This window comes from Mycobacterium sp. pUA109 (assembly GCF_041287095.1).
In the GTDB taxonomy this organism is placed as follows: domain Bacteria; phylum Actinomycetota; class Actinomycetes; order Mycobacteriales; family Mycobacteriaceae; genus Mycobacterium.
Genome location: NZ_JBGGKS010000020.1, coordinates 25,799 through 41,001 on the forward strand (window position 1 = coordinate 25,799; position 15,203 = coordinate 41,001).

Sequence of the window (15,203 nt, forward strand, 5' to 3'; positions counted from 1 at the left end):
GCCACACCTCCGGCCAACTGGACGAAGTTCGTCCACTTATCTCCACGTTACACTAACCGGAAGAAATTCGTCCAGTTACCCGGAGGTTCGTGCGATGAGCAGCCAGTTGCGGGCGGACGCGCGTACCAACCGCGATCAGATCCTGGTGGCGGCCCAGGCCGTGTTCCGCGAACAGGGTGTCGATGTGCCGATGAAGGCGATCGCAGATCGCGCGGGCGTCGGGGTCGGCACTTTGTACCGCCGGTTCCCGGATCGCGCTGCGCTGATCGGCGCGGTGGGTTACGAATACCTCGCGGACTTGGCGGACCTGGCCGATACCGCCCGGCGTGAGGCAGTTGGTGCCTGGCCCGCTCTGTGCCGGCTCCTGCGAGAATGTGCCGAATTACGGCTGGGTGCATTGGCCTCCGCGCTCGGCCCGACTCTGAATGCAGGCGGTGACCCGACGCTCACCCAGGTCCGCGCGCGGGTTGCCGATCGCGTCGTGGCCCTGACCGCACAGGCCCACGCCGACGGCGACCTGCGGCCAGATGTCACCGCGCAGGATGTCGCCCACCTGATGACCCTGCAGATCTATGTGCGTTCAGACCAGCCGTATGGCGAGGCCGTCCAGCGCACGATGGACATCGTGCTCAACGGGCTGCGTGCCCGCCGCGAAGCGGAGTGAGCATCTCCGGCGCGCTCAGGGTCGCGGGGCGAAGAGCTCGGCCAGGTGCACCCCGGGCCGGTGCGCGAGCTGGTCGAGTTGGGTGCGGCAGGAGAAGCCGTCGGTGAGCACGACGGCGTCCGGATGGGCGCGCACCGCGGGTAGCAGATCGTTTTCGGCGACGGCGACGCTGACCTCGTAGTGGCCGCGTTCGGCGCCGAAATTGCCGGCCAGGCCGCAACACCCGTCGACGATGTGGGTCTGCACCCCGGCGGTGCGCAGCAGGGCTCGATCCGCTTCGAAGCCCAGCACGGCGTGCTGGTGGCAGTGGGGTTGCACGACGGCGACGGTGCCGGACAGATCCGGTGGCGCCCACCGCTCGGTGCTGCCCAACAGTTCGGCCAGCGTCCGCACCGCACCCGACACGGTGGTGACGGGCTCGTCGGCGCCGAGCAGCTCGAGAGCGTCGCTGCGCAAGGCCGCGGTGCACGACGGTTCCAGCCCGACGATCGGCATTCCCGCCGCGGCAGGCGCGGTGAGCGCGTCGACGCTGCGGCGCAGCTGTTTTCGGGCGGTGTCCAGCTGCCCGGTGGAGATCCAGGTCAGCCCGCAGCACAGCCGCGGCCCGGGGATGCGCACCGAATATCCGGCCGCTTCCAACACCGCGACCGCGGCGATGCCGACCTGCGGGGTGAAGTGGTTGGTGAAGGTGTCCACCCAGAGCAGCACCGGATCCCCGTCGGCGACCGGATGTTCGGCGAACCAGCGACGAAACGTGCGCGCCGCGAACACCGGCAGCTCGCGGCGCGGATCCACCCCGGCCAGCCGCTTACCCAGCGGCGCCAGCCGCCCGGCGGCCAGCCGGTTCACCGGCCGCGGCGCCAGCGACGCCAGCCGTGCCCAGCGCGGCAACCAGCCCAGCGCGTAGTGCGCGGGCGGCCGCAGCCGGCGGCGGTAGCGCTGGTAGAGCACCTCGGCCTTGTAGGTGGCCATGTCCACCCCGGTCGGGCACTCCGACGAGCACGCCTTGCAGGACAGGCACAAGTCCAGCGATTCGGCCACCTCCGGGGCCCGCCAGCCCCGCACCGCCGAGCCGTTGGCCAGCTCCTGCAGCACCCGCGCCCGCCCGCGGGTGGAGTCTTTTTCGTCGCGGGTGGCCCGATACGACGGGCACATCACGCCCGCGCCGTCGGCCACCCGGCATTTGCCGACCCCGGTGCAGCGGTGCACGGCGGCCGAAAAGTCGCCGCCGTCTTGGTGGTAGCCAAAGCCCAGCCCGGTCCGCAGCGGCGCCGCGGCCACCTCGCGCAGGTCCGCGTCGGGCGGGCGGGGCCGCACGATCACGCCCGGGTTCAGCACCTCGTCGGGATCGAACACGCCCTTGACCGCGGCGAAGGCGTCGATCGCCGCCGGGGAGTACATCAGCGGCAACAGCGCGCCGCGGGCCCGCCCGTCGCCGTGCTCACCGGACATCGACCCGCCGTAGCCGGCGACCAATTGCGCGGCGTCGGTGAGGAAGTCGCGGAAGATGCGTCGGCCGTCGGGTCGCTGCAACGGGAAATCGATGCGGATGTGGACGCAGCCGTCGCCGAAGTGGCCGTAGGGCACCCCGGTCAAGCCGCGGTCGGCCATCAGCGCTTCGAACGCGCGCAGATACGCGCCCAGCTGCTGGGGTGGGACGGCGGCATCTTCCCAGCCCGATAAGCCGGGCGGGTCGGTGGCGCGGGCGGCGAGCCCGGCCCCGTCCTCCCGGATCCGCCACAGCGCCGCCGCCGCGGTGGCGTCGGGCACCACCCAGCCGTCCTTGGCGGCCGCGACCCCCAACGCGGCCTGGGCGCGGGCGACGACGTCGCCGTGCTCGTCGCCGCCGAATTCGACGAACAGCCAGCCGTTGCCGTCCGGCAGCGGGGGGAGCGCCGCCGCCCCCTTGCGGCCGCGGACCACATTGACGATGCGGGCGTCCAGGCCCTCGCACGCGATGGGCCGATGGTCCAGCAGGGTGGGCACGGCGTCGGCGGCGGTGGCCATATCCGGGTAGCCCAGCACCAGCAGGGCGCGCTGCGCGGGTGTGCGCACCAGTCGCAGCGTCGCTTCCCGGAGCACCCCCCAGGTGCCTTCCGAGCCGACGAACGCCTTGGCCACGTCGAAGCCGGACTCGGGCAGCAGGTGCTCTAACGAGTAGCCCGACACCTGGCGGTCGAAGCGGCCGAATTCGGTGCGGATCACCGCCAACTGCGACCGGATGACCCGCTGCAGCGCCGACAGGGTGGGGGAGCGTTGGGGATCGTCGGTGGTGCGCAGCCCCTCGCCGGTGCCGGTGATCAGGTCCAGGGCGACGACGTTGTCGGCGGTGCGGCCGTAGCCCAATGCGCGTGAGCCGCAGGCATTGTTGCCGATCATGCCGCCGATCGTGCAGCGGCTGTGGGTGGACGGGTCGGGGCCGAACCGCAGGCCGTGCGGGGCGGCGGCCCGCTGGACCTCGTCGAGCACCACCCCGGGCGCGACCACCGCGGTCGCCGCGTCCGGGTCGATGCGGTGAATCCGGTTGAGGTGGCGGGAGAAATCCATCACCACACCGGTGCCGACCGCGTTGCCCGCGATCGAGGTGCCCGCCCCGCGGGCGGTCAGCGGCACCCCAGCGGCCCGGCTGACCTCCACGACGGCCGCGATCTCGTCGGTGTGCCGCGGGAACACCACCACCGTGGGCAGCACCCGGTACAGCGACGCATCGGTGGAGTACTCCGCGCGGCGCCGCACCGAGTCGTCGATCTCGGCAATACCTGCGCGGCGCAACGCGGCAATCACGTCGGAGGTGGGCGCGCTCACCCGTCCATCCTCGCAGAGCCGACCCGGCCGTCAACCCACTCGGCGTAACATTTCAAGCAAAAAGTGTAACGTCGGGCGGGGCGCGTTGACCGCCGTGGGGTGTGCTGAGGCCGCCCGATCAGGCCATCTCGGGGGCGTTCAAATGCGCGATGGCCAGGTCGAACTCGCCGACCTCGAGCACCTCGGCGCCGGTGTCGTTGACGGCGTCGGCCCAGATCGCCTGCTCGGCGTCGCGACACGCGATCATCGCGGACCGGTCGTCAAAGCCGACCGACGCCACCGCCCGCCCGGCGGCCGGGTCGATCATCAGGCTGGTGCTGCAGAACCCGTCCAGCTCCTCCAGCTTGGGGAGCAACGCCAGCTTGTAGGTGTCGACCAGCCGGTCCATGTGGGCGGGCTCGCCACGCAACCAGGTGGCGCGCACCCCGGCGCGGCGGTCGGCGCGGTGGTCCCGGCGCAGCACCGCGATCTCCCAGCGGGACACCTCGGCCTTGGCATGGAAGATGTCGACGGCGTGGTCCCGCAGCTGCGTGGCCGGGCCCTCGCTTGCCCGCAGCGCGTCCTCGTCCAGCCACGACGACGTGATGATGCATCTGCCGCCGTCGCGGTCGACCAACATCGACATCCCGACGCATCCCGGCATGTCGGCGAGCGTGGGCATGACCACGTCGCGGACGTGGGTGATGCCCTCGTCGATGAACGACGGGTGCGCGTGGATGGTGGAAGAACGTGCGTACATAATCCGCCTCCGTCAGTTGCGAGACTCGGTTGTGATATCCACCATGCTCCGGTGGCGGCGCCCAGACAACGGTTACTGAAGAGTCAGGTCCAAACCGTGCCCGGGCCGTGATGAGTTTCGCGGGCCGCGGCGGTCTATCTGATCAGTGCCGATCAGCGAAGGAGAACCCCGCCATGCCCACCATCACTCCCTGCTTGTGGTTCGACAACCAGGCCGAAGAGGCGGCCAAGCTGTACACCCGGGTGGTGCCGAACTCGGCGATCACGGCGGTGACCCACTATCCGATCGACACCCCCGGCGGTAAGGCCGGCGAGGTGATGACGGTCGAATTCACCCTGGACGGCCGGCCCTACACCGGGTTGAACGGCGGCCCGCAGTTCCCGTTCACCGAGGCGGTGTCGTTTCAGATCGACTGCGCCGACCAGCGCGACGTCGACTGGTACTGGAGTGAGCTGACCGCCGACGGGGGCAGCGAAGGCCCCTGCGGCTGGCTCAAAGACCGATTCGGCCTGTCCTGGCAGATCGTGCCGCGCCGGCTCACCGAACTGCTCGCCGACCCGGACCCCCAGGTGGCGCGGCGGGTGAGCGAACAGATGATGACGATGGGCAAGCTGGATATCGCCCCGCTGGAGGCCGCCGCTGAGAAAGCCCGCGGGTAACCGCGCTACGGGGTGCTGGTGTCGGATTCGCGGTCGTGTTCGGCCTCGAATTCGGCGATCAGCCGCGAGGTGCGGGCGCGCAGCAGGACCGCGATAACGGTGCCGCCCACCACCGCCACCACCAGGCCGATCCAGGAAAACCGCTGCAGCCAGCGCTCGGCGGCGATACCGGCGTAGTAGACCAGCGCGGTGGTCCCGCCCGCCCAGCAGATCGCGCCGGACACGTTGGCCGCCAAAAACCGGGGGTAGGGCATCTTCAGCGCCCCGGCCAGCGGTCCGGCGAAGATCCGCAGCAGCGCGATGAACCGGCCGAAGAACACCGCATGCGATCCCCAGCGGTGGAACAACCGCTCGGCCAGCGCGACGTGGCCGTGGCCGAAATGGCGCGGGAACCGTCGCCCCAGCCAGTCGAACAGCGGCATACCCAGCCGGCGCCCGACCGTGTAGCCAATCGAGTCGCCGATGGCCGCACCCAGCACCGCGGCGGCCCCGACACCGACCGGATTGACCGCGATCTCATGGCGGGACGACAGCAGCGCCGCGCCGACCAGCATGATCTCGCCGGGCAGCGGGATGCCCAGACTCTCCATCCCGATCACCGCGCCGACGACGACGTACACCAGCAGTGGGGGAATGGTCTGCAGCAGGGCGTCCACGTCCATGCGGTTAAGCATGCCCGACCGGGCCGGCGTGTGCTGGGGCGCCGACGCCAGAGCATGATCCGCAGCTGCGGGAGAAGAACTGTCAATCTTCCGGCAACTGCGGGTTGCAGCGGTAGGCTGCCGGGGTGCGGAACGCCCCCTGTCAACAGCCGTTCCCGCCCATGGCCCCGCTGAGCCGGCGGCGAGGGCCGTCATGGCCTAGTGCCGAGGGGCTATGACCGCGCCCATCTGGATGGCGTTAGCGCCGGAAGTGCATTCGACGCTGCTGAGCAGCGGCCCCGGCCCCGGCCCGCTGCTGTCGGCGGCCGCCGCGTGGAGCGCGTTAAGCGCCGAATACGCCGCCGTGGCGGATGAACTTGCCGCACTGGTGGCCGGGGTGCGGGCCGGTGTCTGGGAGGGGCCGGCGGCCGAATCCTATGTGGCCGCGAACGTGCCGTACGTGGCGTGGCTGCTGCAGGCCAGCGCCGACAGCGCGGCGGCGGCCGCCCAGCACGCCACCGCGGCGGCGGCCTACACCACCGCGGTGGCCGCCATGCCGACGCTGGTCGAACTGGCCGTCAACCACACCGTCCACGGGGTGTTGGTGGCGACGAACTTCTTCGGCCTGAACACGATCCCGATCGCGCTGAACGAAGCCGACTACGTGCGGATGTGGGTTCAGGCGGCCACCACCATGAGCACCTATCAGGCGGTGTCGACGGCGGCGGTGGTCGCCAGCCCGCAGACCACGGCCGCGCCGCAGATCGTGAAGTCCGAGGCCACGATTCCGTTTCAGCGGCCCTACCCCAACCCCACCAACTTCAGCCAGGTCTGGGCGGACCTCTGGTATGACATTCCGTACTCCATCGAGACCTTCCAGGGCCCCACCGATCCCACCACCTGGGCACAATTCGGCCAGTTCTGGAGCGTCACGGCCGCGAACCTGTCCGGGACTCCGGCGAAGCTGGCGTCGTTACTGTCGAATCCGTCGGTGTTGTTCAGTTATCCCACGCTGCTGTGGGTATTGGATTTCATCGCCGGCCGAGTTTTCGACGTACTGGTCTCCGTCAAATTCCTCATCGAGCAACCGTTGCTGTATGTGGTGGGGCTTGGCGTGGCGATCACGAGCTTGGGCGGGGTGGTGAGCGCGGCCAGCGGTTTCGCGGGGCTCGCCGGCCTGGCGAGCCTGGGCCCGCTGCCTACCGGCGCCGAAATGATGCCGGTGACGGCACCGCCGGCGGGTGCTGCTTTGGCGCCGGCCGCGCCGATCTTCGGGAGTCCGGCCTCGGTGCCGGCCACGATTCCCGCCACGACGGCGGGTGCTGCTCCCGCCGCGCCGGCGCCGTCAGCCACCGTCGTGGCTGGCGCCCCACCTGCGCCGCCACCGCCGGGCCCCGGGGGCTTTCCCTACCTCGCGGGCGGTATGGGCGTGAGTTCGGCGGTGAGTGCGTCGGCCAAAACGCATAAGCCAAAATCCGATGCCGCCTCGGCCGCGGCGCCCAGCACAGCCGCGGCCGCGGAGGAACAGCACAATGCGCGTCGGCGCCGGAGGGTCAAGGTGGCCATGCTCGGTCGCGGTTATGAATATATGGACCTCGACGACGAGTTAAGCCCCGGCGGGGGCGCGATAGGGGATCAAAATGTCGCGTCGCGTGTCGCCTCGCAGCACGGTGCGGGAACTCTGGGGTTTACGGGAACCGTGCGAAAACCCGGTGCGGTGCCGGCGGCGGGTTTGACCGCGCTGGCCGGCGGCGCGTTCGGCGGCGGACCGACCCTGCCGATGGTGCCGCACAGCTGGGGCGCCGGTGAATCGGGTGAGGCCTAGCGGTTGGCGCTGATCAGAGAACGAACCCGGACCCGTCGGGGGATCGGTTGGCGCACAACGCTGCTGGTGCTGGCCCTGCTGTCGGCGGTGGCGGTGTCGCTGATGGTGGGACGGTACCCGGTGGGGTTCGGCGCCATGCTCGGCATGTTGTTCGGTCATCTTCCGCTGCTGGACACCGGCTTTAGCGCGGTCGACCAGACGGTGCTGGTCGAGCTGCGGCTGCCCAGGATCATCTGCGGCATCCTGGTGGGCGCCGGGTTGGCGGTGTCGGGAGCCGGTTATCAGACGATGTTTCGCAATCCGCTGGTGTCCCCGGACATTCTGGGGGTATCGGCCGGGGCGGGATTTGGTGGCGCGCTGGCGCTGCTGCTGCACGCACCGTTTTGGCAGTTGGAGGCGATGGCGTTTGGCGGCGGTCTGGTCGCCGCGGGCTTGGCCCTGGCCGTCGGCCGCAGCATCGGTCGTGATTCGGCCATCCTGCTGGTGTTGGCCGGGGTGGTGATCGGCAGCGTGTTCACCGCGCTGATCTCGGTGACCGAATTCCTCGCCAACCCGGACGACACCTTGCCCGCGATCACGTTTTGGCTGATGGGTGCGCTGGGCCGGCAGCCGCTGGGCGCGCTGATCGCGCCCGCGGTGGTCATCGGCGGATCGGTCGCGGTGTTGTATGCGCTGCGCTGGCCGGTGACGGTCCTGGCCATCGGCGACGACGAGGCGCGCACTGTCGGTATCGACACCCGCCGCACCTGGGTGGCGGTGGTGGTGGCGTGCACCCTGATCACCGCCACCACGGTGAGCCTGGCCGGCATCGTGGCGTGGGTCGGATTGCTGGTACCGCACGTGGCGCGCGCGGTGGTGGGCCCGGCGTTCGGCCGGCTGCTGGTGGCCTCGGCCCTGCTGGGTGCGACGTTCGTGGTCGCGGTCGACGACGTGGCCCGGGCGGCGACCGCCACCGAGATCCCGCTGGGCATTCTCACCTCCCTGATCGGGGCGCCGTTTTTCATCCTGGTGTTGGCGAAGCTGCGGCGGCAATGGGCGTAGCGGCCGTCGAAGTGGACCGGCTGTGCTTCGGCTACGCCGACGGCGGGCACCGGCTCAGCGAGGTGTCGCTGTCGGTGCAGCCGGGTCAGGTGTGCTGCCTGCTCGGGCCCAACGGTGCGGGCAAGACCACATTGCTGCGCTGCCTGCTCGGTCTGCTGACCCCGCAGTCCGGGACGATCCGGGTGACCGGTGAACCGGCCGGCCGGCTCGCGCGGCGTGAGCTGGCCCGCCGGATCGCCTACGTTCCGCAGCACAGCAGCACCCCGTTTCCGTTTTCCACCCTGGACATCGCGGTCACCGGGCGCACACCGTACCTGCGACCGATGGCTTCCCCCTCGGCGGCGGATCGGCGGGCCGCGACGGCGGTGCTCGATCGGTTGGGCATCGGTGCGCTGGCCGATCGGCCGTACTCGGTGCTGTCCGGCGGAGAGCGCCGGCTGGCGTTGATGGCGCGCGCCGTGGTTCAGGACGCGCCGCTGCTGGTCCTCGACGAGCCCACGGCGGCACTGGATTTCGGCAACGAGGCGCGTATTTTGCAGGTGGTAACCGAACTGGCCCGCGCCGGCCGCAGCGTGCTGATGACCACCCATCAGCCCTGGCACGCGCTGCATTGCGGCGAGCGGGCGGTGCTGATGCGCGGGGGCCGGGTGCTCGCCGACGGGCCCGCCGGACAGGTCGTCACCGCGCAGCGGCTCAGCGAACTGTACGGGGTGCCGGTTCGGGTCCTCGCCACCGACGACCCGAGCACCGGACGCCCGGTCTATGCCTGCGCGCCGGTCATCGACAGCACCGAGGCACCCGCATGACCCCGGCACGATGGGCCGGGCTGGCCGTGGCCGTGGCCGTGGCCGTCCTGGCGGCCGGGTGCGGCGCCTCAACCGCGCGGCAACCGGCGCCATCCGGGATACGCACCGTGGTGGATATGACCGGTCGACAGGTGCAGATCCCGGCAACCGTGACTCGGGTCGCCACCAACGTGCCGCTGATCCCGGCCACCATTGACCTGCTCGGCGGCATCGACAACCTCGTCGCGGCCGCCACCGCGTCGTTCAATGCGCTGTTCACCACCATCGCGCCGAGCACCAAAGACATTCCGGTGTCCCCGGTCAACAGCCTCAACAGCGAAGAACTGCTCACGTTGCATCCGCAGGTGTTCATCATGACGAACCTGACGCCGGGGTTGTTGCCGATGCTGGAACGGTTGAAGATCCCCGTCGTTCAGATCACCGAATTCGCCACCGCAGCCGATTTGGAGAACTCGGTCACCCTGGTGGCCGAGGTGCTGGGCGGGGAGGCGCCGTCTCGCGCGCAGCAATACCGGTCGTATTTCAACGCCACGATCCAGCGGGTGCAAGCCAAGACCGCCTCGCTGCCGGACGCCGGTCGGCCCACGGTGTACTACGCCCCCGGACCGAATCCGACCACCACGGTCGGCGCGGGCAACATCATCACCGCATCCATCGAGGCGGCCGGCGGGCGCAACATCGCCGCCGAGCACGGCATCGGGCCCAACGAGGCTGGAGCGTTCGCGTTCCCGACCGTCACCGCGGAAACCTTACTGACCTGGGACCCGGAGGTGATCATCGCAATCAACGCCGATGGTGTCCGACAATTCGAGGCGGATCCAAAGTTCGCGCCGCTCAACGCCGTCCGCAACCACCGGGTGTACGCCTGCCCGGTCGGGATCTTCCCTTGGTGTGCATCCAGCAGCGAGGCAGCGCTGGCGCCACTATTTCTGGCCAAAGCAGTGCACCCCGACCTTTTCGGTGACCTCACGTTGGGGACCGAGGTCACCGACTTCTACACCCGGTTTTACGGGTACGCCCTCTCCGAGCAGCAGGCCGCGAAGATCTTGAGCGGGGTGGGTTAGTGCGTCTCACCGTCACCCCGGTCGCCGCGGTGATCGGCGCCGAGATCGGCGGAGTTGACCTGCGCGCGGCGGTCACCGATGCGCTTCGCGACCGGTTGCGCCAGCTACTGGGGTGTCACCGGGTGCTGTTCTTCCGGGATCAACATCTGTCCACCGCCCAGCAGATCGCGTTCGCCGAGGCCTTCGGCCCGATCCTTGACTTCCGCAGCGTGGTGCCCGCCGACCCGCACCATCCCGGCGTGCACGACGTGGACGGCAGCACCGTCGGCTGGCACCTGGACGCCAGCGGTCTCATCGAACCGCCGGTCGCCACGGTGCTGCACGCGGTCGAGATCCCCCCGCGCGGTGGCGACACCATCTGGGCGAACGGGGTGGCCGCGTATCAGGGGTTGCCCGGCGAGCTGAAGCAGCGACTGACCGGTTTGTACGCGACCCACACCGGGCCGGGGCAGTGCCCGATCGTGGCGCACCCACTGGTGCTGATCCACCCCGACACCGGTGAACGCTATCTGTACCTCAACCTCGCGCCGTGGGTCGACAGCAGGATCCTCGGCATGGACACCGCCGAGAGCGCGGCCTTGGTCGACCGGCTTCGAGAGCACTATCTGCAACCCGGATACCAGGTTCGTTTTCGTTGGAGCGCAGGAACAGTCGTCATATGGGACAACCGGGTCGCGCAGCACACCGGGATCCAGGACTACGGAGAAGGGGTCCGCAGACGCCTGAAGCGGATCTGCATTGCCCGCTTCACCTGCTGACCGCGGGTCGGAACGATGGTGCGGTCGGGCCGTCGGTGCCATGCTTACCAACGTCCCATGTGCGACGAGCCGGGAGGGATCACCGTCGAGTTCTCGCTAGCCTGGCTGCTGCACCCGCTCCCGGTGCAGACCTTTCTGGACGAAATCTGGGGGGCGACGCACCACCACGTGCCGCGGGGCTGCGCCGGCTACTTCGATCGTCTCCTACACGGGCCGACGGCGGTTGACGAGCTGTTGGAGTACGTTCGCCCGGAACCATCGACGGTGCGCCTGGTCAAGCGGGGCGAGGACATGGAGGCGGCCTCCTACCGGTCCGCTGACGGCAGCCTCGATCTTGACCGCGTCCGTGCCGCCGTTGCCGACGGCTACACCATCGTCCTGAATGCGCTGGACGGCTACGTACGCACGATCGGCACGTTGACCCACGGCATCGAGGTGGAGCTGAACTTCCCGACCCGGGTCAACGGCTACGTCACGCCACCCGAATCACGAGGCTTCGTCCCGCACTACGACCCGCACGACGTCTTGATCCTGCAGATCCAGGGATCCAAACTCTGGCACGTGTCCAGCGGTGCCGCGGTCGCACCGCACGAGATGCTGGGCCGCGACGTTACGCCCGAGCTCGAGTCGCCAATCGAGTTGTGCTTGAACGCCGGTGATGTGCTCTATCTGCCGCGCGGCCTGGTCCATGGGGCCGAAACGCAGTCGGAGCAGTCGGTGCATCTGACCGTCGGAATCCACGCGCCCACGGTGCTGACGCTGCTCACCCATGTGCTGCAATCCCTCAGCGCGCGCGACGACCGCGTGCACACCCGGCTGCCGCCGCGGCATCTCGATGACGCCGAGCTACGGGCCAGCCTGGGCGACCTCGTGCGTGAGGTGGCCAGGAGCATCGATGACCCGCGCGTGATCGGGGGCGCTCTGGACACCATGGAGGAAATCCTGGTCCAGCGCGGCCGATGCCCACCGGTCGGACAGATCTCGAACGCGGTCGGAATCGACGCAAACACCCGTGTGGTGAAATATCGGCCGCTGTATTCGCGGGTGGTCTCCGTTCCGGACGGTGTTGCGTTGCAATTTACTCAAGTGTCGATAAAGGTCGCTGCCGACCACCAGCCCGCCATGCTTTTCCTGTCCCGGAACGCTGAGCCGTTTCGGGTTCGCGATATGCCCGGATTGACTGCGGCGCAGCAGATTGAGCTGGCCCGCACCCTGATCACGACCGGATTCCTGATGCGGCTTTCCGAGATCGACGGCGCCCACACAAAGTGAGAGAACTCGGTCGCTCTTGCGGCGATGTTCGCGTACAGCCCACGTAAAACTGGATTCATTCCGGCGAATCGCCCGCAATTGCCCATTGCGGATCATGCCGGGTCGGCGAACAATCGACCCGAGGGAGTGTCCGGGATGGCATTGCTCGTGGGTTTGGACAAGGTGCGTGCGGTAGCAACCCCGCGCCCGGCTGCAGGCGGCCGAGGATGACGTTCCCGATCTGGGCGGCCGCACCGCCGGAGGTGCATTCGGCGCTGTTGAGCAGCGGTCCGGGGCCCGGGCCGCTGCTGGCCTCGGCGGGGGCGTGGACCTCGTTGAGCGTCGACTACCAAACCGCGGCGGCCGAACTCAGCGAGTTGCTGGCGGCGGTTCAGTCCGGGGCGTGGCAGGGACCCAGCGCGGAGTCGTATCTGGCCGCACATGTGCCGTATCTGGCGTGGCTCATGCAGGCCAGCGCCGAGAGCGCGGCAACCGCCGCCAACCAGGAGGTCGCCGCCGCGGGCTACATCGCCGCGTTGGCGGCCATGCCGACGTTGCCCGAATTGGCCGCCAACCACGCCATCCACGCCGTGTTGGTGGGGACGAATTTCTTTGGGGTCAACACGATCCCGATCGCCGTCAACGAAGCCGACTATGCGCGGATGTGGATGCAGGCGGCCGCGACGATGACGACCTATCAAGCGGTGGCCACCACCGCGGTGGTCGCCACCCCGCAAACCACTCCGGCACCGCAGATCCTGAAATCCAACAGCAGCAACAACTCCGGCGGCAGCCAAGATGAGGGTCCCGGTCCCACCGATCCCAGCTGGTGGACCGAGCGCATCGGCAAGATCATCACCGCCTTTGAGAACGAGTTGACGCATCCGAGCGCGCAAAACTTCGAGGCCCTCTATCAAATACTGACGTATTGGATTCCGCGCTGGGCCGGCGAGGTTTACCTCACGTTCCAACCGCAGATTACGCAGTTAACCGAGCTCTCGTTGAGCCTGATCGCTCCCGCTCCGACCGCCGCAGTGGCCAGCGTTGCCGGGCTGGCCGCGATGGCAGGCCCGGCTGCGCCCGCGACCGCCGCGATGCCCCCCGCCGCAGTGCCGCTACCCACCCCGGCTGCGGCCCAGCTCGGGCCGGTCGCCGGAATGGCCCCGCCGCTCGCCGCGTCCACCGGTGCACCCGCGGCGCCGCCGCTATCCGCATCCGTTTCCGCCGCGGCGCCCGCACCCGCTGCCGCGCCGCCGTCGGCGCCACCGGCCGGCGTCGCGGCGTTCGACTACCCCTGGGCGGTCGGTCCCCCCGGCATCGGATTCGGCGCGCCGATGAGCCTGAGTGCCGGCATCAAGGTCAAAGCGCCGGAGCCCGGTGCCGCTGCGGCGCTGGCCGGGGCGGCCGCCGGGAAACAGGCCCGGCGGCGCCGGCGCCGGACCGGTCTGATCGATCTCGGGCACCGCTACGAATACCTGGACACCGAGCCGGATTCCGGGGCTTCGCCGAGCGGCGGCGAACAGGTCGCGGCGGTAACGGCCTCGGATCAGGGTGCGGGCACCCTGGGATTCGCCGGCACCGCCCAGAAGGCCGGCGCCGAGCACGCGGCCGGATTGGCTACGCTGACCGACGATTCGCTTGACAGCGGCCCGCGCATGCCGATGCTGCCGAGCAGCTGGGGGACCGAGATCGACGAACCTGCGCCGGGCGACGACGGCTGAGCGGCGCGCCCGTCGCGATCTGTCGTCGGAGACTAGGAGAGCGGCGTCGGCAAGGCCGCTGTACGCATCGGCAACCATGTGTGCCGCGATTGCTACGTCAGTTTTCTTCTCCTCGGGCTTCCGCCTGACATGGTTGCAGTTCTTGCACCTCACGTTGTTCATCTGAAGCCGGCCGTAGATGATCTGCGTGGACGTCGCACCGTGTAGGGCGTCGAGGTACTTGCTCTGTCGCGCTTGTGTATCAGCCGGGAAACGAACGCGGGCGGTGAAGTACTTCACCGCGACAAGCTGCTGTGTCGGCTTGAGGAGACCGGCGCATAGCACGGGCAGGTCGAGCCACAGGTACTTTCGCCCGTAGGCGTCCTTCATCCCGTAGTACAAGTTGTACCCGTCGACGTAGGCGACGACCTTCTCCACGGCTCGTTCTCCTGGGAAATACCCGGTACACCAGGTTGTGTTAGCCGGTATCGACCACGCCAACGGGAGCACCGTTGGTTAGACGGCCCCTCCTCGGAGGGGCCGTCCCTTTTTCAGGCTGCCGGGTCTACTCCGTCTCCTCTTTCGCGTCTTTCCCAGCGTCGGCCTGCACGCCCGCGTCTTCGCTCGTTATCCCTAGCTGACTGACGACGGCGAGTCGAACGTCCGGTGGTCATGGCGTCAGTATTCACGTCGGGTCCGACAAACGCCTGGCTCAAAAACGGCGCGCGCGGCAGCTATCCACAGTTGCGACTTCATGCACAGCCGCCCCGGCGCTCAGCGGTGTTCGGCGATCTCCGCCAACCGATCCAGCGAGGCGCGCAGCCGGTCGGCCGTGGTGCGCCGGGCGCGCGGGAGGCGGTTTTGGTCGGTCAGCTGGGACCAGTCGTAGGTGTGCGTCACGCGAGTGTGGCTGGCGTCGAGCGGCTCGAGCTCCCAGCGCCACAAATGGCCCGGCTGTCGGCGACCCGGCTCCGACGGCCGCCAAGCGATCCGGCGCGCCTCGTCGAACTCCACCACGTGGTTCTCCCGGATGCTGCCCAGGGTCAGCCGCATGGTGAACACGTCGCCGACGGCGCGAACCCGCTGTCCCGGTTCGGCTTCGGCGAGGTTGTCGTTGCCGTCCCAGCGCGGCTGTTGGGCGGGGTCGGCGATCAACTCGAAAATGCGCTCGGCGGGGGCCGCGATATCGCGGCTTGCGCTCACCACCCGGGGTACGTCGGTGTCATCGGCCATGGGCTGAGCCTACGTAG

General features: G+C 69.2%; 13 protein-coding genes. 9 read left to right on the top strand and 4 right to left on the bottom strand.

The features are described from left to right. The first annotated feature begins 94 nt into the window (after window positions 1–94). Window positions 95–664: a TetR/AcrR family transcriptional regulator gene (locus ACAG26_RS20945; protein WP_370484989.1), complete on the top strand. Its 570-nt coding sequence runs from the start codon at window positions 95–97 to the stop codon at window positions 662–664. A 15-nt stretch (window positions 665–679) separates the two neighbouring features. On the opposite strand, the gene ACAG26_RS20950 is transcribed toward ACAG26_RS20945, so the two are convergent. Both ACAG26_RS20950 and ACAG26_RS20955 read right to left on the bottom strand, forming a co-directional pair. After that, the gene (locus tag ACAG26_RS20950) at window positions 680–3,469 is read right to left on the bottom strand and encodes an FAD-binding and (Fe-S)-binding domain-containing protein (RefSeq protein WP_370484990.1); all 2,790 of its coding nucleotides are present in this window, start codon (window positions 3,467–3,469) and stop codon (window positions 680–682) included. A gap of 118 nt (window positions 3,470–3,587) precedes the next feature. Then, complete coding sequence (locus tag ACAG26_RS20955; RefSeq protein WP_370484991.1) at window positions 3,588–4,208, bottom strand: antibiotic biosynthesis monooxygenase; 621 nt, start codon at window positions 4,206–4,208, stop codon at window positions 3,588–3,590. 173 nt (window positions 4,209–4,381) lie between these two features. Here ACAG26_RS20955 and ACAG26_RS20960 point away from each other — a divergent pair, with 173 nt between their 5' ends. Beyond that, complete coding sequence (locus ACAG26_RS20960; protein WP_370484992.1) at window positions 4,382–4,867, top strand: VOC family protein; 486 nt, start codon at window positions 4,382–4,384, stop codon at window positions 4,865–4,867. 5 nt (window positions 4,868–4,872) lie between these two features. On the opposite strand, the gene ACAG26_RS20965 is transcribed toward ACAG26_RS20960, so the two are convergent. Next, on the bottom strand, window positions 4,873–5,529 hold the full coding sequence (locus ACAG26_RS20965; protein ID WP_370484993.1) for a DedA family protein: 657 nt from the start codon (window positions 5,527–5,529) through the stop codon (window positions 4,873–4,875). A 214-nt stretch (window positions 5,530–5,743) separates the two neighbouring features. Between ACAG26_RS20965 and ACAG26_RS20970 the strand changes: the two genes are divergently transcribed. The 7 genes from ACAG26_RS20970 (at window position 5,744) to ACAG26_RS21000 (ending at window position 13,974) form a co-directional block, all read left to right on the top strand. Beyond that, window positions 5,744–7,333 (top strand): PPE family protein, encoded by a 1,590-nt coding sequence (locus ACAG26_RS20970; RefSeq protein ID WP_370484994.1) that lies wholly within the window; start codon window positions 5,744–5,746, stop codon window positions 7,331–7,333. A 66-nt stretch (window positions 7,334–7,399) separates the two neighbouring features. Then, the gene (locus ACAG26_RS20975; RefSeq protein ID WP_370484995.1) at window positions 7,400–8,374 is read left to right on the top strand and encodes a FecCD family ABC transporter permease; all 975 of its coding nucleotides are present in this window, start codon (window positions 7,400–7,402) and stop codon (window positions 8,372–8,374) included. After that, window positions 8,365–9,180 (top strand): ABC transporter ATP-binding protein, encoded by an 816-nt coding sequence (locus ACAG26_RS20980; RefSeq protein ID WP_370484996.1) that lies wholly within the window; start codon window positions 8,365–8,367, stop codon window positions 9,178–9,180. Before ACAG26_RS20975 ends, ACAG26_RS20980 begins: the two co-directional genes overlap by 10 nt. Continuing rightward, window positions 9,177–10,244, top strand: coding sequence for an ABC transporter substrate-binding protein (locus ACAG26_RS20985; protein WP_370484997.1), 1,068 nt, complete (start codon window positions 9,177–9,179; stop codon window positions 10,242–10,244). Before ACAG26_RS20980 ends, ACAG26_RS20985 begins: the two co-directional genes overlap by 4 nt. Beyond that, window positions 10,244–11,002, top strand: coding sequence for a TauD/TfdA dioxygenase family protein (locus ACAG26_RS20990; RefSeq protein WP_370484998.1), 759 nt, complete (start codon window positions 10,244–10,246; stop codon window positions 11,000–11,002). Before ACAG26_RS20985 ends, ACAG26_RS20990 begins: the two co-directional genes overlap by 1 nt. Window positions 11,003–11,080: 78 nt before the next feature. Next, window positions 11,081–12,274, top strand: a complete 1,194-nt coding sequence (locus ACAG26_RS20995) for a cupin domain-containing protein (RefSeq protein ID WP_370485065.1) — start codon at window positions 11,081–11,083, stop codon at window positions 12,272–12,274. 206 nt (window positions 12,275–12,480) lie between these two features. Then, complete coding sequence (locus tag ACAG26_RS21000; protein WP_370484999.1) at window positions 12,481–13,974, top strand: PPE family protein; 1,494 nt, start codon at window positions 12,481–12,483, stop codon at window positions 13,972–13,974. Window positions 13,975–14,727: 753 nt separating this feature from the next. On the opposite strand, the gene ACAG26_RS21005 is transcribed toward ACAG26_RS21000, so the two are convergent. Next, complete coding sequence (locus tag ACAG26_RS21005; protein WP_370485000.1) at window positions 14,728–15,186, bottom strand: SRPBCC family protein; 459 nt, start codon at window positions 15,184–15,186, stop codon at window positions 14,728–14,730. Window positions 15,187–15,203: the final 17 nt, after the last annotated feature.

What these genes read in the sequence shown, in the direction of transcription:
- ACAG26_RS20945 (WP_370484989.1), top strand. Translation starts at nt 95, where the DNA reads ATGAGCAGCCAGTTGCGGGCGGACGCGCGTACCAACCGCGATCAGATC.
- ACAG26_RS20955 (WP_370484991.1), bottom strand. Translation starts at nt 4,208, where the DNA reads ATGTACGCACGTTCTTCCACCATCCACGCGCACCCGTCGTTCATCGAC.
- ACAG26_RS20960 (WP_370484992.1), top strand. Translation starts at nt 4,382, where the DNA reads ATGCCCACCATCACTCCCTGCTTGTGGTTCGACAACCAGGCCGAAGAG.
- ACAG26_RS20965 (WP_370484993.1), bottom strand. Translation starts at nt 5,529, where the DNA reads ATGGACGTGGACGCCCTGCTGCAGACCATTCCCCCACTGCTGGTGTAC.
- ACAG26_RS20970 (WP_370484994.1), top strand. Translation starts at nt 5,744, where the DNA reads ATGACCGCGCCCATCTGGATGGCGTTAGCGCCGGAAGTGCATTCGACG.
- ACAG26_RS20980 (WP_370484996.1), top strand. Translation starts at nt 8,365, where the DNA reads ATGGGCGTAGCGGCCGTCGAAGTGGACCGGCTGTGCTTCGGCTACGCC.
- ACAG26_RS20985 (WP_370484997.1), top strand. Translation starts at nt 9,177, where the DNA reads ATGACCCCGGCACGATGGGCCGGGCTGGCCGTGGCCGTGGCCGTGGCC.
- ACAG26_RS21000 (WP_370484999.1), top strand. Translation starts at nt 12,481, where the DNA reads ATGACGTTCCCGATCTGGGCGGCCGCACCGCCGGAGGTGCATTCGGCG.
- ACAG26_RS21005 (WP_370485000.1), bottom strand. Translation starts at nt 15,186, where the DNA reads ATGGCCGATGACACCGACGTACCCCGGGTGGTGAGCGCAAGCCGCGAT.